Below are 22,946 nucleotides of genomic sequence, written 5' to 3'. Positions count from 1 at the left end.
TATGAAAATACGGGAAATGGAGATACCGATTACGCATATCTCCGGTGTAGGGCCGGCCCTTGCAGGGCTTTTTGCCCGCCTGAATATTTTTACCGTATCCGATTTACTGACTTATTATCCGCGGGATTGGGAAGACAGAACACAGCGAAGATCGATTGCCGAATTTTCGTACGGCAAAGTTCATACGGCCGCATCCGTCGTTTCTCATGAATGGTTCGGTTTCGGCCGTATGAAAACGCTTAAAATAATTATAACGGACGGAACCGAGCGGGCAGTCCTTATTTGCTTTAACCGCCCCTTTTTGCAAAAAATGCTGCCGGTCGGATGCGTTATAAGCATAAGCGGATCTTTCAGCTTCCGTTACGGCGAAATACAATCGTCATCTTTCGATTTTTTGCTTCTCTGTGAAAAAGGCAGCATCGCTGAATTCAAAAACGCCGCGCTGCCCGACAGCGCCGTATATTCTATATATCCGCTTACAACAGGACTCTCGCAAAGCCAAATACGCAAAATAACGGCAAAAGCAATTTTAAATTATACAAAGGGTATCGAAGATGAAATCCCCTCGGAACTTTTAGAAAAATACGGTTTTTTTAACAAGCAAAAAGCGATACAAGCCATACATATGCCGAAAAGTGCCGAGGAAGCGGAACGGGCAAAACGTTCGATTATATTTGAAGAATTATACTTATTTCAAAAAAGCATTATCGAGCGGGCTGCGGAACGAAAAAGCGGAATGACGGCGCCGGCTCAAAAAACCGTCACTTTAAAAAAAGATTTGATACCGCTTTTATCGCCGCGGCAAAAAGAATTGCTTGAGCGCCTGCCCTTTGAACTTACAAAGGACCAAATGCAGGTAATTGCCGACATAAACGCCGATATAGACGCAGGTTTTTCGAATTCGGAGAAAAAAAACCGCCCCTTTTATATGGCGAGGCTGTTACAGGGAGATGTCGGTTCGGGAAAAACCCTTGTCGCCTTTTTTGCCGCTCTGCGCACAATCGATTGGGGCGCCCAATGCGCTTTACTGGCACCGACCGAAATTCTTGCAAAACAGCATGCCGAAAATGCGGCGCGTCTTATGGAACCCTTAACGGGCGGAACGGAAAAAGGCGTGAGAACGGCTTTTTTAACGGGCAATGTTAAAAACAAGGGAAGGATTCCCCTGCTGCAAGCCCTTCAAAGCGGCGACATCGATATTGTTATCGGTACCCACGCTTTATTTTCAAAAAACGTTTTATATTATAATTTAAAACTGGTTATCATAGACGAACAGCATCGTTTCGGTGTTGTACAACGCAATACCATTATACACAAGGGGCGCTCTTCTGTTGTCGCCGCACAAAAACTGAAAACACAAAATATTTTGGAAAATCCGGCCCTTTTAATGATGAGCGCAACTCCGATTCCGCAAACGCTTGCCCATACCGTATACGGCGATTTGGATGTTTCCGTAATAAAAAGCGTACCGGAGGGCCGAAAGCCGGTGCGCACGCATTTAACACGGGCGGGAAATGAAAAACACGTATATGAAACGGTACGGGCGGAATTACAAAAAGGTCATCAAGCATATTTTGTATATCCGCGCATAGATACGCCCGATGTTCCGGAAGAAACGCCGCACAATGAAGGCGGCAGCCCCGCAAAAGATATCGGCGGCATACAAAGAAAAAATACTTTAAAATCCGCCGAACAAATGTACGCTTTTTTATCGCAACACGTTTATCCCGAATTTTCCTGTGCGCTCATTCATTCAAAAACAAATGAAGACGAACAAAACGATATTTTGCGGCTTTTTTATACAAATAAAATTCAAATTCTTGTCGCGACAAGCGTCGTTGAAGTGGGGGTCGATGTACCCAATGCAACCTGTATGGTAATCGAACATGCGGAACGCTTCGGTCTTGCCGCCTTACATCAATTGCGCGGCCGTGTAGGACGGGGCAGCGCCCAGTCTGCATGTTTTTTAATTTACGGTACAAATTTAAGCGAAACGGGAACAAAGCGGCTCAAAGTTATGCACAAAAGTACGGACGGCTTTTTTATTGCGGAAGAAGATTTACGTTTGCGCGGCCCCGGCGAAGCCGAAGGTATTCAGCAGTCGGGATATTTAACGCTCGGCTTAGCCGATCCTATACGGGATAAAGAACTGCTGCATCTTGCCCGAAAAGAAGCCGAGCGGGATTTTTACCTTAATTCCGGTACATAAGGCGGGCTATACTGCCGTAAGCCGGCCGCACACGCAAACTTATCGCCGTTCTCTTCCGTAAAAATCCAAAATAAGCTCAACTTCACCGATGGTTAAACTCAATCCTGCGGCAATTTGCTCGACTGTCCATCCCTGACGCTTCAAATTGAGAACGTTTTCGCGCACACCGATCGGCGGAGCGCCGGCCTCTTTCTTTTTTGCTTTACCGCCGTCTTTAATAAGGGCGCCGAGAAGATTGACTTGCTCCAACGCTTCTTTTTTCATTTCATCCAAACGGGCTTCGGTTTTATTTATCCAGCCGCAGGCCGTATCCACTTTTTCGATACGGCGGTCCGTTTCCGCCAAAACGGCGTCCAAATCGTTCAGCTTATCGACAAGATCGTTTATACGTCCCGACTGTTCCATCAAAGCATTTAAATCGGTACGCAGCGTATCGACGACGGCGGGCATTTGTATTGTCTGCTGCGAACATTCGCTTAAACGTTGTTCAAGGTTTCGTAATTCCTCAAAGGTACGGTCAACCCCGTCCATTGTTTGGTCGAGTACGATATTTTTCTTTTCCAGCCTGTCGTAACGAACGGAAATATCGCCGAGAGTTTCCTGAAATCGGCGCACTTCACCTTGAATAATTTGCAAGTCGTCGCTTGTATTTTTTAATTCAAGAATTTTTTGATCCATTGAAGACGACAAGCCCATAAGGCGGCTGAAATTCGCTTCGATGGCATCTATTTTATTTTTACCGGAAGCAAACTGCTGCAATTTTACGGATATTTCTTCATCTATTTTCCGCATTTTTCCGAACTGCTGTTCGATACTGTCGGTTACCTGCTTGAACGAATCGAATCGCGATATATGATCGCGCAGTTCTTTCATTTGATTTTCCAATTGGTTTTTCATATCTTCTGTTTTTTCAACCAATTGTGTTTGTGCCAAAAACTGCTTTAATTGTTTATCCGTTTCATTGATGTTCATTTTTAGCAGGTTTGCTTCGGTTTGAATTTCCAAAAGCGTTTTTTCATGTATGCTCTCGGTTTTTTTCTGCGCGTCCTGCACAAGATTTTTTAATAACCGCAGCTTTTGTTCGGCATCGGTGTTTTCATCGCGGATTCTGCGCTGCGTATCGTCAAGCATGGTTTCATACGCTTTTTTGAATTCTTCAAGCATTTGTTCGGTTCGTTCTTCGTAGTCCGCCAAAGATTTTTTACTTTGCTCTTTTAAAGAATCCAACTCGGCGGATATTTTATTGCTTTCATCTTTTGCAATATTTGTAAAACGGGCAATGTCGGAGTTAAAGATGTGCTGAACCTGATCGATTTGTTCTTCCGATGTTTGCTGTAAATCCGCCAGTTTTTCACTGTACAGCGAACGATTTTCTTCAAATTGAGTATTCAGCCGCTCACGCCATGAGGCAAGGTCTCCCAAAATTCCTTCCAAAGACCCTTTTGTTTCTTCCTGTGTAAGCGAAACCGACTGCGTTATTTGGTTTAGCTGCGTATTGATTTCCTGCTCATACCGGCTTAACTGTTCCGATGCTTTTTGCTGTTGACGTTCCAATTCCGTCTTTAAATACTCTTCCACAGCTTCGCGGGCTTTTTCCATATCGTCGTGACGGGAATCCATAAAACTGCGCAGCGAAGATTCGATACCGGTCATACGCTCTTTAAAGTCGCTGTCGGTTTGTTTTATCGTATCTTCCAAAGAAGAAAACTGCTGACGATATTTTTCCTGTAAGCTCAGCAGCTTTTCTTTTATTTCTTCGCCGTATTGCACTTCGAGATTCCGGCGTTCGCTTTCAAAATGCTGCGATACATCCTCCAGCCGAACGTCAAAACCTTCTTTCCATTGTTCCAGCGAAGCATTTAAGTTGTCGCCGCGTTCATTAAGGTCTTTGAAAAAATCGTCTTCAAAAACTTTAAGCTTTTGAGATACGTTATCATAGGCTTTGGTTTTTAATTCGTTCAATTCCTGATCCAAGCCGTCAATAACGGTTTTCATTTGTTCATATGAAGAATTGATTGCCGCTTCAAAATCCTGCTGTGCGCTGCCCCTGTCGGTTTTAAATGAATCGAACTCGGTCAATATACGCTGCTCGGCACCTTCCATAAGCTTGTGAAAACTGTTATCAAGGCTGTCGATATCCGTTCCCAAAGCTTCCAGTTTTTTTAAGCGGTATTCGATATCTTTTTGAGTATCGGACATTTGTTTTTCCGTATCTTCAAAAAAAAGCTGTAAATTTTTCGTATTGGCTTTTACAGCATCTTCATAGGAGCGGCTGAACATTTCTTTTACTTGATTGATATGCGTATCCGCTTGTTCGGCAAGAAGGGCCGAATCGGATTCCAAATGATTTTTTAAGCGTTCAAGAATATCTATGCCTTCTTGTTGACGCTTGTTTACCGTTTCGTCCATATGCCGAAGCATTTGTTCCGCCCTGCCGAAATTTGCATTGAATTCCGTCAATTCTTCTTTTTGCCGGCTTATTTCCGCCGAACTGCGCTCGGCAAGCTGTGTCAGTTCATCGGACAAAACGCTGCGCTGGTTTTCAATCGCATCGGCTATTTCTTTGCGCCGGCGATCCAGTAAAGCAAGAACCGAAGCTGACATATCGTCCAAAGCGCGGGTAAGTTTTTCATCCTGCGCTTCCATAGCATCGCGCACACGTTCGTCCTGCCGCTCGATAACCGATTGCACTTTTTTTTCCTGTCCGCTGCCGATTATTTCCAAAAGCCGGCGGGTTTCCGCAAGCGATGAAGCCAACTCTTCCTGCCCGCGCGAAAGTTCCGTATGCACATAATCCGACACGTTTTCCAGCGCCGTTTTTGCTTTTTCGTTTATTTCATTAACCGCCTCGTCAAAACGGCGTTCCTGTTCGTCCAATGCAGTCCGTATCTTTGCTCCCTGACCGCTGTCCGCTTCGGATAAAATCCGTTCGGTTTCTTCGGCAAGGCGGGCAACTTCCGCTTGCTGATTTTTAAGTTCGGAATACACATTCTCTTTTTGATCCGAAACAGCTTTGGACAAATCCGCTTTAAGTTCATCCAATGCCGCATTCGAATCGGCTTTAAACCGCTCGTATAAATCGGAGGCTGCGGCTGACATATCGTCCAAAGCGCGGGTAAGTTTTTCGTCCTGCGCTTCCATAGCATCGCGCACACGTTCGTCCTGCCGCTCGATAACCGATTGCACTTTTTTTTCCTGTCCGCTGCCGATTATTTCCAAAAGCCGGCGGGTTTCCGCAAGCGATGAAGCCAACTCTTCCTGCCCGCGCGAAAGTTCCGTATGTACATAATCCGACACGTTTTCCAGCGCCGTTTTTGCTTTTTCGTTTATTTCATTAACCGCCTCGTCAAAACGGCGTTCCTGCTCGTCCAATGCAGTCCGTATCTTTGCTCCCTGACCGCTGTCCGCTTCGGATAAAATCCGTTCGGTTTCTTCGGCAAGGCGGGCAACTTCCGCTTGCTGATTTTTAAGTTCGGAATACACATTCTCTTTTTGATCCGAAACGGCTTTGGACAAATCCGCTTTAAGTTCATCCAATGCCGCATTTGAATCGGCTTTAAACCGCTCGTATAAGTCGGCAATTTCATCTTGGGCGTTTTTAATTTTTTCGGCAAAAGTATTTTCAATTTCCGTTTTTTCGCGGTCGGCATATTCGGTTAAATCCCGTGTATTGCGGTTTAAAAGAGTTTCGAATTCTTCCTCCCGCTGCCGGATGCCTTCCTGAAGCTGTGCAAAAACGTCGTCCTCCAAAGAGTCGGCTTTTTGAACCGCGCGGTTAAGAGATGAATCGAATACCGTATTTATTTCTTCCAGCAATTCCCGATTTTTATCGATCGCGGCGTCCGCAAGAGTTTCAAGTTCGGAAAAGCGGCGGTCAAGCGCCGCCGTATATTCGGCTTCCAAACGGCCTATATGATCCGCATTTTGTTTTTCAAAATCAAGAAGCAAATGCGGTATTCTTTTTTCTATTTCGTCCAAACGGTTTTTTTGATCGTTCAATATTTTAAATGTTTTATCGATAAAATTCGAGTGTTTATGTATTTTTTCAAGATTTTCCTCTACTTTGGCTGTCATGTCAAACAAGTCTTTTATTAACGTTTCATAAGAAAAAATACGTTTTTTTACGTCTTCGATTACTTGTATATGGGAGCCGAATTCCGCCGAACGGCTTTCAAACTGCGCCGTGTTTTGCTCAAATCTTTTTATGGCGGCAACGGCTTGACTTTGTTTTACGTCAAGTTCGACCCCCGCATTTTTTATTTGAATCGCTTTGTCTTTAAAATAAGCGTCAAAATCCGCAAGGACCTTGTCCGTAAATTTTTTAACCTTTTCAATCGACCGGTTGTTTTTATCGAGCTGCCTGAATACCAGCAGCATGGCAAAACAAACTGCCGCCGTAATAATATTTATTAGTATCATCGCTTCCCACCCGGTAATAATATTACTTTAACTGTAACACAATTTTACACAATTGGCGATAGTTTTTAAAGCAAATATCGGCTTCACGCGGCTTTTTATGCAATATTCTGCGCCAAAAGGGAATTAAATAAGCCGTTTTCATGCCGGCATTATGAGCTCCTTGAATATCGCTTCTGATACTGTTGCCTACATATAAAATCCGTTCCGCCGAAACATTTAAAGATTGGCGTAAAATACCGAAGGGATAAGCCGAGGGCTTTAAGGCCCCGCATTCTTCGGATCCTAAAATACAGTCAAAAAAAGGTTTACACCCCCACATATCGCCTTTTTGTTCGGGCGGAAAATCGGATAAAACGGCCAGTTTAAGCCCCGCCTCTTTAAAGCTTTGGAGTGTGCTGCGCATATGTTTAAAAGGCTTTACATGAGGAAAAAATCGGACTAAGCCGTCATATATTTTTTCGCGTATAAGTTCATGCGCTTGTTCCGGAGATATCTCCATATATGCGGCCAAAAGCCGCGCTTGGTATTCAAAAAAATCGGGAAGGGGGGCGGTTCTGTGTAACAAATAGCGCACCTTTTTAAAGGTGAGAAAAAACGAAAGATTCTTAAAAAAATACGGTGCAATTCTTATAAAAAGCCGCCAGTCAGGATATAAGGTTCCGTCAATATCAAAAGCAACCGCTTCTATGTCACATATCATCTCTTATTTATACTACAAAAAAACAATCCGTGTCCATTACCGAAATCAAAACGATTTTTACCGTAAACACTATTCGAATTTGTCCGGATAGAATTCTTTTGAAGCCTTTACCCGCACCAAAGATACAAAGCACCCCCTGTATTTATCCGCAAATTCATCAAGCGTATATTCTATGCCGCTTTCAAATACCGAAACATGAAAAACACCGGAAGTATCAAACCACGGGAAAAATGCGGCGGCCGCAGTAAAAACTTGATGCTCGATCGGCTGTCCGTTTGCAGATGAAGCCGGTATGCTTTGCCGTACCGCACCCAAAAAAAACCGGTCGGCTTCGGTAACCGCCAAAACATAAAACAGGGGCTTTAAAAGTTCCGCAGGATATCCGGAATCCGCAGCATAACCGGTACTTCGCGGTATTCCCGAAGCGTCCGTGTAATAGGAAAAAGCCTCCGTTTTTACATCCGCACCGGAAGTATCGTAATAATACACAATATCGGTACGGGCGGAAATTGCGGCCGCCGCCAAATTGCGTATATAGTTAAGCGGACCGTAATGTGTATCGGGAATAGTCCGCAACGAACCCTTCAGTTTTGTGTCGCCGCCGTCATTTTTTTTAATTGTACTGCCGACAAGCGGTTCGTATAAGGTTATTCCCCCGGTAAGCGGCTTTACCAATCCGTCTATAATCCATTTTAAAAAATCGAGCGAAGCGTTTTCCGTTGCAAACCACGGTGCCTTATGTAATGCAGGAACAAGAGAACGAATTAAACCGGTCATTTGTTTTACATCATCATAGGAATAAGAAAAAACCTTTGCATAATTCCACGGAAGCGTATAACGAGTTAATCGGGATACATCTTCAAACGATGCGGTATAAAACCAATTAAACGAAACGGGTACGGAAACGCGGCCGGCAGCAGTTGCGCCGAAAATTACAAAATCCGCAAAACACTTTTCTTTTCCCGGAAAAAAATCGACATATACCCCGCTGTCCGGAACAAAATAGTACCGAATACGCAGGTTTTTCCCGCTTAAACTGTCTTTATATAAAATCCAGCTTCCGGGACTGTCCTTTGGCCATGTTTCTATCCGTATTTCTGATGTTTTTGTGCCGCCGCTTGCAAGGTTTCGGGAACCTTCCTGTCCCTCAGCTTCTCCCCCTTCACTTTCCGTCAACATAACACTTTGCATCACAAGGGGCGCGACAATAATTTCCATTTGTCCGTCTTTTTCTTCCTGCCGAACAAGAAAATAATCTCCGACGGCATTTTGTACCGATTCCGGTTCGCTTTGTCTAAGGATTTCGGGGCTTTGTAAAAACCATTTTTCTATAAGTTCTTTTCGGCAAAAAGCCGATTCGGGTATTTCAGGTTCGGCCGATACTTTTTTTTTCCGGGATGCTTGTGCGTTTAGAAAAACAATACCGGCGACAAAAAAAATAATACAAAACAAACAAAATTTTTTATCGGTGCGGTGATTTTTTTTCATCGGGGTGCCTTCCTTCGGGAGCATTAGCCAAAAGCAGCTTTAAACGGTTCAGCTGATTAACTTCGCTTGATCCCGGATCATAATCTATAGCCGCAATGTTCGCATTCGGATAACGGCTTCGCAATTCTTTTATCATTCCCTTTCCGGTCACATGATTGGGCAAACAGGCAAAGGGCTGTACACAGGCTATGTTCGGAACTCCTTCGTGAATCAACTCGACCATTTCCGCCGTTAAAAACCATCCTTCGCCGGTAATGTTTCCCAACTGAACGATATCGTCAACTCCGCGCATCAAATCGTATATTAATGCGGGAGGTTCGAAGCGCCGGCTTTTTTTCAATTCTTTTTTGATTGTTTTGCGGAACAATTCCAAAAGCCATACGGCCAAGCGCGCATTCCGCTCCGTTTTTTTCGGAAAAGCAAGCTCTCTGTGACGGAATATACCGTTGGAAAACGAATAAAACAAAAAATCCGCCAAATCGGGGACTACGCATTCGGCTCCTTCGCGCTCGATGGTCGAAAATATATCGTTGTTTGCCGTCGGATGAAATTTTACCAGAATTTCGCCGACTACGCCGATACGCGGTTTTTTTTGCGGCAATAAGGCTAAATTGTCAAAATCGTGTATAATGTTTTTGATAAGCCGCTTGTATTTAAACGGTGAAAGCGATTGCAGCATTTTTTGAGCTTCGGTATTCCATTTTTCATACAGAGCATCGGCGGAACCGCGCACCGCTTCATAGGGACGTGTCCTGTACAAAACGCGCATAAGCAAATCGCCAATCATAACCGAACGCAGCGCCCGTATCAGCAGGGGAAGCGTTATCTTAAAGCCGGGATTTTGTTCAAAGCCTTGAGCGCTTAAGGATATAACGGGAATATGGGACCAGCCCGCATCGTTAAGAGCACGGCGGATAAAACCGATATAGTTTGTCGCACGGCAGCCTCCTCCCGTTTGCGATATAAGCAAACTTACGCGGTCCAAATCGTATAACCCCGATTTTAGCGCGGTAATCATTTGCCCCGCAACCAATATGGAAGGATAACACGCATCGTTGTTTACATACTGCAAGCCCGTATCTACCGCTGCAGCGTCCACTTCGGGTAAAATAACAAAATTAAACCCGGAATACCGGAAAGCGGTTTGTACCAAACGGAAGTGTATCGGCGACATTTGCGGGGCAAGAATCGTATGCGTAATTTTCATTTTTTTTGTAAAAATCCGCCGCCGATACGATGCTTGCCTTACAACCGGTTCGGCATGCCTGCGCTCTCTTTCTTTTACCGCCGCAATAAGGCTGCGTATGCGTATGCGCACTGCGCCCAAATTGGAACCCTCGTCTATTTTAATGAGGGTAAACATACGGTTTTTTGCCGCCAAAATTTCTTCAACCTGATCGGCGGTTACCGCATCCAAGCCGCAGCCGAAGCTCGTAAGCTGTACGAGTTCCAGATTGGGCATTCCCGCCGCAAAAGATGCCGCACGGTATAAACGGTTGTGATACGTCCATTGGTCTACAACGCGCAAGGGGCGCTCTATCGAACCTAAATGAGCGATACTGTCTTCGGTTAAAACCCCCAAGCCCAAACCCGTAATCAATTCGGGAATACCGTGATTGATTTCCGGGTCTAAGTGATAGGGCCGGCCGGCAAGCACAATAGCGCCCGCACCGCGCCGTATAAGATGTTCAAGGGCATGTTCGCCCTGCTCATGAACTTCTTTACGGAATTTTTCCTGTTCGTCCCAACCGGCGCGAACGGCTTTTTGTACTTCTTCCAAGCTTAAATCGGTGATTTTCGGGCTCAATTCTTCAAACAAGCGTTCGGCCAAACGTTTTTCGTCATATATGGGCAAAAAGGGATTCATAAATACGACCGAATCGTCGTGCCGCAATTCATCGACATTGTTCCGAAGCACTTCCGGATAACTGGTAACAATCGGACAGTTGTAATGATTTCCCGCAAGCGGATCTTCCTGCTGTTCGTAGGGCGCACACGGATAAAAAATGAATTTTACTCCGGCTTTTAAAAGGGAGGTGATATGACCGTGGCTTATTTTTCCGGGATAACATACCGATTCTGAGGGAATCGTTTCAAGTCCCATTTCATATACGGAGCGGGTGGAACGCGGCGATAAGCGAACGCGGAACCCCAGCTTTGTAAAAACGGTAAACCACAAAGGATAGTTTTCGTACATATTTAAAACGCGCAAAAGCCCCACATCGCCGCGCGGCGCATCCTGCGGTTTTAAGGGCACATACGAAAAAAGCCGTTTATATTTCCATGCAAACAGATTCGGAAGAGGTCCGTCGTTTTCGTTTGTGCCCGTATCGGTATTGCGTGCATTCGAAGCATCCACAATACTGTGAACGCCTTCTATTTCCGCGCCGCGCTCGCAGCGGTTGCCCGTTATAAAGGTTCTGGGCGCGCCGAGCGAGCGGAACGTATTGATTGTCAAAAGGCAGTTATTCGAACATTTTCCGCAGCGGCGTAAATCCAAGTCTACTTTAAAAGCTTCAAGTTCTTTAAGGCCGGCAATACCGGAACGCACTTGACCTGCCGCGATTTTTTGAGCGTGTTTTTCGGCATCTTCGGCCGAAGCGCCGACGGGCAGCGCCGTCAAATCTTTCCATTGGTCAAGGGCAATTAAAGCTGCGCCGTAAGCGCCCATAAGACCTGCTACATCGGGGCGGAATACGTTTACGCCGGCTATTTTTTCAAAGGCGCGCAAAACCGCATCGTTATTAAAGGTTCCGCCCTGCACAACAACCTTTGTGCCGATATCGCTTGCTTTACGCAGTTTAATGACTTTAAATAAAGCGTTTTTTATAACCGAATACGAAAGACCTGCGGAAATATCGGCGACGGTTGCCCCTTCTTTTTGCGCCTGTTTGACGCGGCTGTTCATAAATACCGTACAGCGGCTGCCCAAATCGATCGGGTTTTCGGCAAGTAAAGCTTTTTGACTGAATGTCCGCACATCCATTCCCAAAGAACGGGCAAAATTATCCAAAAAGCTTCCGCAGCCGGAAGAACATGCTTCGTTCAATTGAATCGATGTAATCGCACCGTTTTTCATGCGCAGGCACTTCATGTCCTGGCCGCCTATATCTAAAAGGAATTCGACGCCCGGCACAAAAAAATCGGCGGCGCGGTAATGGGCGATGGTTTCGACTTCTCCGGAGTCCACGTTCAAAGCCGCTTGGAATAAAGCTTCTCCATAGCCGGTGGACACAGCACGTGCAATATACACCGATTCGGGCAAGCGTTTGTATAAATCTTTTAAAACGCGCACTGCAAGTTCCACGGGATTTCCCGCGTTTACGTCATAAAAGCGCCATAAGATTTTTCCGTCTTTGTCGGTTAAAACCGCCTTTGTCGTCGTAGAGCCGGAATCCAGGCCCAAAAAAACAGGGCCGCTTGTATGCGCCAAATTTGCCGTTAAAGCCATTTCAGATGCATGGCGTTTGTGGAATTCTTCCAGTTCTTTTTCGTTTTTAAACAGAGGTTCCAACCGCTGAACTTCTTTCATTTCCGCACCGACAAGGCTTTTAAGCGCTTCGCGTAATTCCCGTACCGAGGGGGAATTCGGCATATCGGCGTTTTGTACGCATTTATAAGCAAGTTCGGCCGATAAAGCCGCACCTTCGGCGACAAAAAGCTGAGAATTTTCGGGGACGACGGCGGCTTTTTGTTCAAGTTTTAAGGTAACGATAAACCGCTGGCGAAGCTGATCCAAAAAGTGCAGAGGGCCGCCCAAAAAAGCGACATTGCCGCGTATGGGTTTTCCGCAAGCAAGGCCGGATATGGTTTGACTGACAACCGCTTGAAATATGCTTGCCGCGATATCTTCGCGGCGCGCACCTTCGTTAATAAGGGGTTGAATATCGGTTTTCGCAAAAACACCGCAGCGGGCGGCAATGGGATAAATTGTCGTAAAATTGCGGGCAAGTTCATTTAAACCGGGAGCGTCGGTTTCAAGCAAAGCCGCCATTTGGTCTATAAAAGCGCCGGTACCGCCGGCACAGGTGCCGTTCATGCGCTGCTCCATACCGCCGGTTATATAGGTGATTTTTGCGTCTTCCCCGCCCAATTCGATAACGACATCGGCATGGGGAATGCGTTTTTTTACCGCAGTCGTGGAAGCGACGACTTCCTGTATAAACGGAATATCAAGCCAATGAGATACCGCAAGCCCGCCGGAGCCGGTTACTCTGACGCTTATGCGTTGATCGCTTCCTGCGGAAAAGCGCTTTTCAATACAATCAAGCGCATTCCCGACTACGGAAATAATAGTAGAACGAATATCCGCTCTGTGCCGCTCGTATTTACTGAATATAAGCTGCGATTCGGCATCCAAAACAACAACTTTTACCGTTGTAGAACCGACGTCAATACCCATGCGTACCGGCGGCGCAGCCGGTTTGAATAAAATCTTTTCCACAGTATTCCTGCTTTACCCTTGTATAGCATTTTACAGGGATTGTCATAAAGTAGCAATAGCGGTATGCTTAGACGATGAAGCGTTCTTTACTTTCTTCCGGTATAAAACTGTCATTTTTAACCTTTTTGTCGCGTATATTAGGTTTAATACGGGAAACGACAAAGGCCGCTTTTTTAGGAACTTCCGCTCTTGCCGACGCCTTCGGCATTGCCTTTATGATACCGAATCTGTTCCGCCGCCTCTTTGCCGAAAACAGTATATCCGTCGCCTTTATTCCCGTATTCAAAGCTTATCTCGAAGACAGCCGCACAAAACCGGCGGCACAGGCGGAGCTTAAAGATTTTTTAAATGCCGTATGTACCCTTGTAAGCTTTGCAACGGCAATCACCGTAATTTTAGGTATAGCCGCAGCGCCTTTTATAGCTCCCTGTTTTTTAAAAAGTTCCGATACGGAGATTATACCCGAATTGATTTTTTTAACGCGGGTAATGTTTCCCTATCTGTTTGTCATATCCGTTGCGGCTTTTTTTCAGGGTATATTAAACAGCGTAAACGTATTTACACCTTCGGGTTTTACGCCGGTTTTATTTAACATTGCGGTTATTTCGGCCGCCCATTTGTTGTCGCCGCATACCGCAAATCCTGCCCGCGCAATGGCATACGGTGTTATTGCAGGCGGAACGATTCAAGCGTTATTTCAGCTTCCCTTCGTAATAAAACAAGGTTTTAAACCCGCATTTACCGGATTAAAACGCGCATTCGGCAACGCGGGAACAAAGCGGGTACTAAAGCTTATCGGACCGACCATTGTCGGAATGGCCGCATATCAGTTAAACGATGTTGTATCTACCGCCCTGGCGGGAAATGCGGGAACGGGTATTGTATCGAGTTTACAGTATTCGCTGCGATTACAGGAATTGATTTTAGGCATTTTCGCCGTTTCCGTCGGCACCGTTATTTTACCCGATCTTTCATCTCTGGCAAAGCGCAAAGAATACGAAGCCTTTGAGCGTATGCTTTCGCAAGCCATGCACATTATTGCGCTGATTACGATTCCTATAAGTTTTTTTTTATTTGTATTCGGCGAAAACTTGATTATTTTAGTGTATAAAACACAGCGTTTTTCGGACCGTTCGGTTACGCTTACTCTGCACGCATTCCGTTTTCATATAGCAGGCTTATTTTTTATAGCTTTAAACCGTATTATTGCGCCGGCTTTTTATGCACAAAGCGATACAAAATCGCCGACCTTTGCAGGTATCGGCGGTTTTGGGGTAAATATCCTGCTTGCGCTTATTCTTATAAAACCGATGAAAGGCGGCGGCATCGCCCTTGCGCTTTCGCTCGCAAGTTTTGCAAATACGGTGTTTTTATTTATCTTTTTAAACAAGTCAAAAACATTGCATACGGGCAGCTTATTGCCATCATATGTTTTATATGCGGCAAAACTTGTTTTGTTTTCGCTTATATGTATTTGGCCCCTCTATTTTTTTAAAGAACGCCTTTTTATGCCTTTTGCACACTTACACCGTTTTTTTGCGCAAGGCATACCGCTTTGCATTGCCGCCCTTATTTTTGCCCTATGCGGCATATGTTTACTTATTGTAACAAAGGATAAAACGATTACATACGCGCTCAAAAGACGCCGCAGATAACCGGAATTCCGCTTTTACGGCTTTTTTTTTATTCGATTTGCGTATATACTGTTTTTATGAATACCGCAATTTTATGGGATATAGAAAACGTTACACCGCCGCGCGGAACAAATTATATTCAACTCATTGTAGACACGATTTCGGAAGAAGGAAAAATCTCGTATGCCATGGCTTTCGGAGATTGGAACCGCAACAATATTAAAAATATAGCCGCAGAGCTGGCGGCAAACAGTTTCGAATTGATTCATGTGCCGGCTTCGCGCAAAGACAGTTCCGACATGTCTATGGTAGCGCACGGGGTCGAATTGATTTTTCAATACCCGCACATCGAAAAGTTCGTCCTTATTACCGGCGATGCGGATTTTCGGCCGCTTTTACTCAGCTTACGAAAATACGGCAAACAAACGCAAATTATCTGCGACGTTACAAAAAACGCTTCGGAAGATTTGTTAAAAATGGCGGACGATTTTAAAGACTACCGAGATATTATCGACGATGCCGATTCGGCCGACAACAGTACCGATGAAGAAAACGGAAGCGATCGCAATAAAAAAATCACTAAAGAACAGGCATTCGAACTGCTTGAAGATACCGTCGATATTATGCAAAAAGAAGACAAGGTTCCCCACCTCGGTGCGGTAAAAATACGAATGAAACTGCTTAAATCCGGTTTTGATGAAAAAAAACTCGGCTACCGCACATGGAAAGCCTTTATAAACGATGCCATTACGGTAAAGGGCTTGCGGTATGCCGATGAAGACGGAAACATACTCGAAACAACCGAAAGCGCACAAAAAGGATTGCCCGAAGTGTTTAATAAGCTTTTATCGATCTTGGAAGACAACAAAGAAACCTTTTTTAATGAAGCGGCTAAAAAAATCGACTACCGCAGTTACGGGTACGGCCGTTTTAAACAACTTGCCTTAGATGCGGAAAAACGGGGAATCGTAAAACTCGGTAACCGCGGTCTTTCATGGTATTTGAGCAAAGCGTAACCGATTGAGAAAAACAATGCACCGCTTTCATTTAAATGCATTTGAGGGTGCAATCTTCGATCTTGACGGAACCCTTGTGGATTCAATGCCGCTTTGGGACCGAATGGGAAGTCTTTACATACGCAGCAAGGGGCTTAGACCGGAAAAAAACCTGGATAAGATTTTGTATCCGCTTAGCCTAATCGAAGCCGCCGAATATCTTTGCACCCGTTATAAATTGACCGCGGATCGGCAAACGGTAATAAATGAATGTAATGCCGTTATGGAAAAGCTGTATGCCGACAATGCCGTTTTAAAACCCGGCGTGCGCGAGTTTTTGGCACTTATAAAAAAGCAAAACATTCCGGCCGTAATTGCAACCGCAACCGATCGTCATTTAGCCGAATCCGTTTTACGTCATTTAAACATTGCGGACTTTTTTAAAGGTATTGTTACTTCAACCGAAGCCGGCAGTTCAAAGGCTCAATCTGCGCAGATTTTCCACCTCGCCCGGCATATTATCGGTTCCGCAGTGCATAAAACGGTTGTTTTTGAAGACGCTTTTGCGGCGGTGTGTACGGCAAAAAAAGCCGGGTATCCCGTAGCGGCCGTATACGACCGGTCGGCCGACGATACACGCGAGCAAGCGGAACAAACGGCGGATTGGTATGAGCGGGATTTTTTTGCTTACTTATCGGGTGCATAAGGCATATATCCGGAATCTTTTTGCGCCGCAACGGAAGCGGTTTCGCCGTTTGTCGAAGCCCCGCTTGCCGAAACGCCGTTTGCAAAGGGTTCCGTATATATATCCTTGCGTTTGCTTTCTTTTTGCTTTTCGGCAATTATCAGCGCCGCTTTTTTAACATCGCTTGCACGGTCAAAACTGAGGGTTAAGGCGGCGGCAATGTCATCGACCGATGCGGCGGCGAGCCGGGCAAAATCATCCCATTTTTCGGTAATGAGGAGCGCACGTTTTTCTCCGATATGGGGAAGAAGGGTAAAGGGATTTACGGTATTTTCTTTTACCCGCAAATGCAAATTACGGCTGGTTGCAAAACGATGCGCTTCATCTCTTACGCGCTGTAAAAGGCGCAATGCATCGCTTCTTTTCGGAAGCCGTATGGGAGAGTTGTTTTTAGGCACATAGATGTCCTCATTTTTTTCCGCCAAGCCTACAAGGGGAATATGCAAGCCCAATGCGTCAAGTACGCCTTTTACCGCATTTATTTGTCCGATACCGCCGTCTATCATAATAAGATCCGGCATCTGTGCCTGTTCATTTAAAAGCCGGGTATAGCGCCGGCTTGTCGCTTCACGCATCGATTCAAAATCGTCAATACGGCCGTCCAATGTTTTTAAACGGAATATCCTATAATTTTTTTTGTCGGGATTGCCGTTATAAAAGCTTACAAGACTTGCAACGGGAAACTTTCCTTCCAAATGAGCTATATCGAAACCTTCTATACGCATCGGAAGTGCATCCAAATTCAAAAGCTTTTGCAATTCCTCCAAAGCCGGCGTATCTCCTCTTTCGCGCATTCGGCGGATAATATCTTCTTTTGCATTATGAATTGCCATGTTTAAAGAAGCCGTGTGCCGCGCCAATTCATCCGTATCCTCCGGGACGCATATGTGTGTTTGTACACCGAGATTGTCCTTAAGCCATTTTTCCGTCAATTCCAAATTCTTTTTACTTTGTACAAAGATTCTCGGCGGTATCATCGCAGGTTCGGTATAGTATGCGGCAATAAATTCACCCGTTAATTCTTCATTTTCTTTTAAACTGCGCGTGCGGTATAAATCCCGCATAATAAGTTTTCCGGCCCGCATTTTCAGTACCGCAAAGCTGACGAGGGTTCCTTCCGCATAAAAGCCGATATAATCCCTGCTTTCCGGATTAAAATCGACAACCGCATTTTGCATACGCAGCGTCCGTAAAGCGGCAAGACAATCGCGGCAACGTCCGGCTTTTTCAAATTCAAGATTCTTTGCCGCAGCGGCCATTTTGTTTTCCAATTTTTCCGCCGCTTTTTCCACATTTTCTTCAAGAAAAGTTTTAATTTCATCGATAATAGACATATAGGTTTGTCTGCTGATTTTTCCGCAGCATGGAGCAGCACAGCGGCCTATATGATAGTACATACAGGGATTGCGCCTGTGGGGCATCTTTTTACATCGACGCAGAGGATATATGCCGGATAAGGTATCTATAAAAGTACTGACAGCCCCTGCGTTGGGAAAAGGGCCGTAATACAGAGAGCCGTCCTGTATAATTCTGCGGGTTTTTATAATCCGCGGAAATACTTCATTGGTAATACGTGCCACAGGGTAGGATTTGTCGTCTTTCAAGTCTATATTGTAACGGGGGCGGTGCTGTTTTATGAGTGTGTTTTCCAATATCAGGGCTTCATACTCATTATCCGTAGTAATATATTCTATTGAAGATGCCTTGGACACTAAAATACGGGTTTTTACATCCTTGTGACCGGAAAAATAGGAGGACAGACGGTTTTTCAGATTTTTTGCCTTACCCACATACAAAATATCGGCCGATGCGTCTTTCCATAAATAAACGCCGCTGGAATGCGGTGCCGAAAGCGCGGTTTGGTGTAATATTTCGTATTGTGCGTTTTTTGTCTTCATTCTGTACCGTTATTTAAGAACCGCTTATGATACAAAAACATAGTGCTGCCCTTTTTTTCCTTTTTTTTCTGTCCTTAAGCATACATTGCGCCGAAAAAAAAATAATTTTCGGCGGCGATAAGGGGTGGCCGGAGTTTTTGCGAACCCAAAACATTACAAAAACAAAGGGCCGTTTCGGCAAAGAGGCAGTCAGCATCGCAAATGCCGCCGCCGCTTTGGAGCCGGATACCGACCTTTTACTGAATTTTGAAAACGCCGATTTTTCCGACAGGGCGGGAAATTATAAACTATTGTCTTGCGCCCTTGTTTCTTGGCCTGACAGTATTATGGGCAAATATGCCGCACTTGGCAAGGGGGCAAACAAGGGACTTGAGTTAAAAGGTTCTCCTCAAAGTATATTCGGACGAAGCGGCTCGATGGGGTCGTTTACCGTTTCTTTTTGGCTTAATCCTTCTCTTGCCGAAAACGGCGAAACGGTTTTTTCGTGGCGTTCTTCGCGCAATATAGAAGGCGTTCCCGTTTATCAAATGATTGCCGCCGCTTTTTTTAACAATAAAATAGAATGGTCATTTAATAATGTATTTGCCTCTTCGCATACGGTAAAAAATATTACGCTTTCGGCTCAAAACATTATTATTCCGAATACATGGGCTTTTCACAGCCTCAGTTTTGATGAAGAAACGGGTCTTTTAGAGTATTGTGTGAACGGCAAAACCGAAAGTATTATTCATGCAACGTCAACATCCCGCGCTTCAGGTACCGTCTTTTTGCCTATTTTAGGTGTTCCGGCGGAAATAGAAATCTGTCCGGCTTTTACCGGTAAAATCGACGATTTTTGTATACAAAAATCGTCCGTGCGCTTTGATTACGCACAGCCTTTATTTAAAAAAGAGGGCGGATACTTTGAAACAAAGCCCATAGGCCCTTTTCTTCCCGGAACTGTCGTACGCCGCATTTCAGCTATTACCGATACGCCGAGCGAAACGGATGTGCAGTTTTTTATACGCTCCGGGAATAATTATCATACATGGACATCCTCTTTTCCGGAGTGGGTTCCCGTAAAAACGGGCGAAAAGATACCAAACGTCAGCGGAAGATGGTTTCAAATAGCCGCTTCTCTCTATACCGACGGCTCCGGAACAAAAACACCGACCCTTACCGAACTTACTTTCGCATACGAAGAAAAAGCTCCTCCCCTGCCCCCCGTGCAGGTTTTTGCAAATCCGGGAGATTCATGTGTGGATCTTTTTTGGCATGCATCTACGGGAACGGACATTTCAGGATACATCCTTTATTACGGAGAAAGCCCCGGCGAATATTTGGGACAAACCGCCGTCGAAGGCCGATCTCCGATCGACACGGGAAACAAACGTTCTTTTCGCATTTCAGGTTTAAAAAACGGAAAAATATATTATTTTGCGGTAGCGGCATATGAAGATGCGGGCATTCGCCTGGAGGGGCCCTTATCGGATGAAATATATGCACGGCCTTTAAAAGGAATCCCATGAGCAACAAAGATAATAAATTTACAAAAGAATTTTTAATTATGCAGCGTGCCGAAAAAGCTATTCTTGCACGGGATTACATATCCGCTATTCGACTTTATGTCCGTCTTTTAAAATCGGATCCCAATAATATCGATATGCTGTCAAAACTCGGTTCGATATATGTTTCGGCAGGCGACGATGAAAACGCTTTGAAAATCTATACTACAGTTATTCAAAACGATCCTTCAAACATATCCGCATTAAATAATTTGGGAGGTATATACCGCCGGTTGGGTTCCTACGATAAATCCATCAAATTTATCGAAAAAGTAAGACAACTGGGCATAGATCCGGATGAAGTCGCTTACAACGAGGGCTATACGTATAAATTGATGGGAAAATATGATGAAGCCGTCAGCTGCTTTCTTAACGCGATTGAAATAAATCCGAACGATGTTCTTGCCTATAATCACCTTGGAACGATAGAAGATTTACGGGGAAAACCCGACAAAGCTCTTGCCGCCTTTTCCCGCGGTCTTCAAATCGATCCCAACCATCCTATTTTGCACTATAATCTTGCTCTGCATTTTTCGGCACAAAACAAAACGGACAAAGCGATACGTCATTTCGAATATGCTTTGCGCGTAAGACCGGGATGGGAAGAAGCTTTAAATCGTTATTCCGATTTATTGATAAATATAAACCAAAGCAGCCGCGCCGAAGAAGTTTTGCTGCAAAATATACAACTGAATCCGGCAAATATAACCGCATATAATAAACTCGGGCAGTTGTACGGCAGTCAAAACAAATTCAAAGAAGCCGAAGACGCTTTTCTAAAAGTTTTAACCTTAGACAGCGAAAACATGACGGCGCTCAGCGGATTGGGACAAATCTACGATAAACAAAAAAAGTATTTCGACGCGGCTGCCATTTTGGAGCGATTAGGCAAACTGAAAGCAAACGATCCGGAAACGACGCTGCATTATGTAAAAATTTTAATTGAATTAAACCGATTCAGGGATGCCAGCATCCTGCTGAAAAAGATTTACGATACGGACCCCTATAATACAAAAGTATTAAACGTTTTGGGACAGTATTTTGCCCGCAAACAAAACATAAAAAAAGCATATATTTGCTACAAACGCATTTTCCGAGTCGCACCGGACGAATACGTTTTCCTAAAAGATAATGCACGGCAATTTATGTATACAGGCAGGTTTGAAAATGCCGAACAATTGCTGCAAGAATATTTACGGCGGCAGCCCGAAGATGCCGACATGTGGGCGGAATTGGCAAAGTGCTATAAAGCGCTCGGAGAATATAAAAAAGCGCTTAAAGCGCTCGGCCGCAGCTTGGATATCGACAGCAGCAATTTTAATGCCATAGAACAATTGGGAAGTTTAAGTCAATATTTGGGCCAAGACGAAAAAGCTATGACTCTTATTGCCGAACTGCTCAATAAAAACAGCGATTCCGATTCCGATTTGGATACATTACGCAGTTCGATAAAAGCACGAGAAACCGCTTTTGACGCCATCGGAAAAAACAAAAAAGAAAACCTTATACAACCGACTGCGGCGGCGGAACAACCGGATGATGAAGACGACGATTTCAGCTTTTTAAATTCCACTGCTACCTATGAAAGTCTGTACGGCGAAGATGAGGACGAAGACGAAATAATTAAATTAGACATACCGATGGACATTGAAAATTTCAAAGACGAATACGAACCGCTTACCCTTGCCGAAGCGCCCGAAGAAGAAATTGAAAAGCAGCCTAAAAAAGCGAAGGATGAGCCGTTTGATTTTTCGGCTCTGCTGCCGGCAGACAGTCCTTTGGAATTCGACCCCAATGTAAAAGACGACATCTTTGACGAATTTTTTGAAACTAAAAATTCCCAGCGCTATGATCCGGTTGAAGAAGAAGAATTTTTAACCGTTGACGGAACCGGCTTTGAACCTGAAGATATAGAAGAATCCTCCGAAACTCCGGAGCAGCCCATTGTATCTTCAGCGCAAACATTGCCGCAGCAACCGGAAAATCCGCAGCAAAACAATGCGCCTTCCCCGTCACAGCCGCTTCCCCCCGAACCGGACAGCTCCGTACCGTCTGCAAAGGAAAAACCGCTTACTGAAAACTGGGAAAACATAGAACCCGACGATGAGTTTTCTTTAGACATACCGGAAGAACAGCCCGAAACCGACGACGATATTCTTTTCGATATGCCCGGAGAAATCGGCGAAGCGGACGACGAGTTTGCCTTTGATCCGCCCGAACAACTGTCCGAACCGGAGGAAGATTTTTCTCTCGATATTCCCGAAGAATTGCCGGAATCCGATGCCGATTTTCCCTTTGACATTCCCGAAGAAATATCCGAGCCTGAAGAAGATTTTGATTTCGATATACCGGAAGAATCTGAAACACCGGAAAAAAGCCCTGAATCTCCGGAAATGCCGCCCGAACCGGAAGAAGAGATTCCTCTCGATGAAATCGAAGAAAATGAAGAACTCGAAGACGATTTTGATGAACAATTAATGGAACAAGTTCGAACCGTTCTGGATAAGGTTTTCGACACATCTCCGATAGAAGAATTTTCGCGTACATTTGAAATGTTTAACTCTTTACGCAACCTATGTACATATTTGCCCGAAAAGAAAAAAACCGAATTTTTCTCGGATTTAAACAGAGTTAAATTGGATTATGTAATCGATCGCTTAGAAGGTAAACCCGGTCTTTTGGCGGCGGCGCAAGCTTTACATGCAAACGGTTTGGTAAAACCGCATAAAGATTCTAAAAAAAAGCATTTTTTAAAGAAAACGCTGTCTTATATGAATTCGCTTGTAAAAAAATTGCCCGACAAGGGGCACGCCGAAGCATTGCACAAAGAAATACATAGGGTTATACAAAATCTCGATAACAAAGAATAA

Annotated in this window: 11 protein-coding genes; 6 read left to right on the top strand and 5 right to left on the bottom strand. The window is 44.7% G+C overall.

The genetic code is table 11. The annotated features are described in order from the left end of the window. Window position 1 precedes the first annotated feature (1 nt). Window positions 2-2,209 (top strand): ATP-dependent DNA helicase RecG, encoded by a 2,208-nt coding sequence (recG, locus tag H0R92_RS04840; RefSeq protein ID WP_432961670.1) that lies wholly within the window; start codon window positions 2-4, stop codon window positions 2,207-2,209. A gap of 39 nt (window positions 2,210-2,248) precedes the next feature. On the opposite strand, the gene H0R92_RS04835 is transcribed toward recG, so the two are convergent. From H0R92_RS04835 to H0R92_RS04820, 4 genes are all read right to left on the bottom strand, one after another. Then, a complete protein-coding gene (locus H0R92_RS04835) occupies window positions 2,249-6,628 on the bottom strand; it encodes a SpiroCoCo family coiled-coil protein (protein ID WP_432961668.1) in 4,380 nt (1,459 codons plus the stop codon). A 22-nt stretch (window positions 6,629-6,650) separates the two neighbouring features. Continuing rightward, on the bottom strand, window positions 6,651-7,328 hold the full coding sequence (locus H0R92_RS04830; RefSeq protein ID WP_432961666.1) for an HAD family hydrolase: 678 nt from the start codon (window positions 7,326-7,328) through the stop codon (window positions 6,651-6,653). Window positions 7,329-7,397: 69 nt separating this feature from the next. After that, complete coding sequence (locus tag H0R92_RS04825; protein WP_432961664.1) at window positions 7,398-8,816, bottom strand: hypothetical protein; 1,419 nt, start codon at window positions 8,814-8,816, stop codon at window positions 7,398-7,400. Next, a complete protein-coding gene (locus tag H0R92_RS04820; RefSeq protein ID WP_432961986.1) occupies window positions 8,791-13,218 on the bottom strand; it encodes an acyl-CoA dehydratase activase-related protein in 4,428 nt (1,475 codons plus the stop codon). The genes H0R92_RS04825 and H0R92_RS04820 overlap by 26 nt, the downstream gene beginning before the upstream one ends. A gap of 116 nt (window positions 13,219-13,334) precedes the next feature. Here H0R92_RS04820 and murJ point away from each other — a divergent pair, with 116 nt between their 5' ends. Genes murJ through H0R92_RS04805 form a run of 3 tightly spaced genes read left to right on the top strand, consistent with a single transcriptional unit; the run spans window position 13,335 to window position 16,595 of the window. After that, a complete protein-coding gene (murJ, locus tag H0R92_RS04815) occupies window positions 13,335-14,915 on the top strand; it encodes a murein biosynthesis integral membrane protein MurJ (protein WP_432961662.1) in 1,581 nt (526 codons plus the stop codon). Between the two features lie 56 nt (window positions 14,916-14,971). Then, window positions 14,972-15,910, top strand: coding sequence for an NYN domain-containing protein (locus H0R92_RS04810; protein WP_432961660.1), 939 nt, complete (start codon window positions 14,972-14,974; stop codon window positions 15,908-15,910). Between the two features lie 16 nt (window positions 15,911-15,926). After that, a complete protein-coding gene (locus H0R92_RS04805; RefSeq protein ID WP_432961658.1) occupies window positions 15,927-16,595 on the top strand; it encodes an HAD family hydrolase in 669 nt (222 codons plus the stop codon). Here the strand turns inward: H0R92_RS04805 and uvrC are convergent. Continuing rightward, window positions 16,577-18,532: an excinuclease ABC subunit UvrC gene (gene uvrC, locus H0R92_RS04800; protein WP_432961656.1), complete on the bottom strand. Its 1,956-nt coding sequence runs from the start codon at window positions 18,530-18,532 to the stop codon at window positions 16,577-16,579. The two genes, H0R92_RS04805 and uvrC, sit on opposite strands and share 19 nt — an antisense overlap. A 26-nt stretch (window positions 18,533-18,558) precedes the next feature. Here uvrC and H0R92_RS04795 point away from each other — a divergent pair, with 26 nt between their 5' ends. Together H0R92_RS04795 and H0R92_RS04790 are read left to right on the top strand one after the other, a co-directional pair. After that, window positions 18,559-20,040: a LamG-like jellyroll fold domain-containing protein gene (locus H0R92_RS04795; protein ID WP_432961654.1), complete on the top strand. Its 1,482-nt coding sequence runs from the start codon at window positions 18,559-18,561 to the stop codon at window positions 20,038-20,040. Next, window positions 20,037-22,946, top strand: coding sequence for a tetratricopeptide repeat protein (locus H0R92_RS04790; protein ID WP_432961652.1), 2,910 nt, complete (start codon window positions 20,037-20,039; stop codon window positions 22,944-22,946). Before H0R92_RS04795 ends, H0R92_RS04790 begins: the two co-directional genes overlap by 4 nt.

This window comes from Treponema sp. OMZ 840, assembly GCF_050937815.1.
In the GTDB taxonomy this organism is placed as follows: Bacteria; Spirochaetota; Spirochaetia; order Treponematales; family Treponemataceae; genus Treponema_C.
Note: the sequence above shows the minus strand (reverse complement) of the source record. Positions and strands in the feature narration are given on the sequence as shown.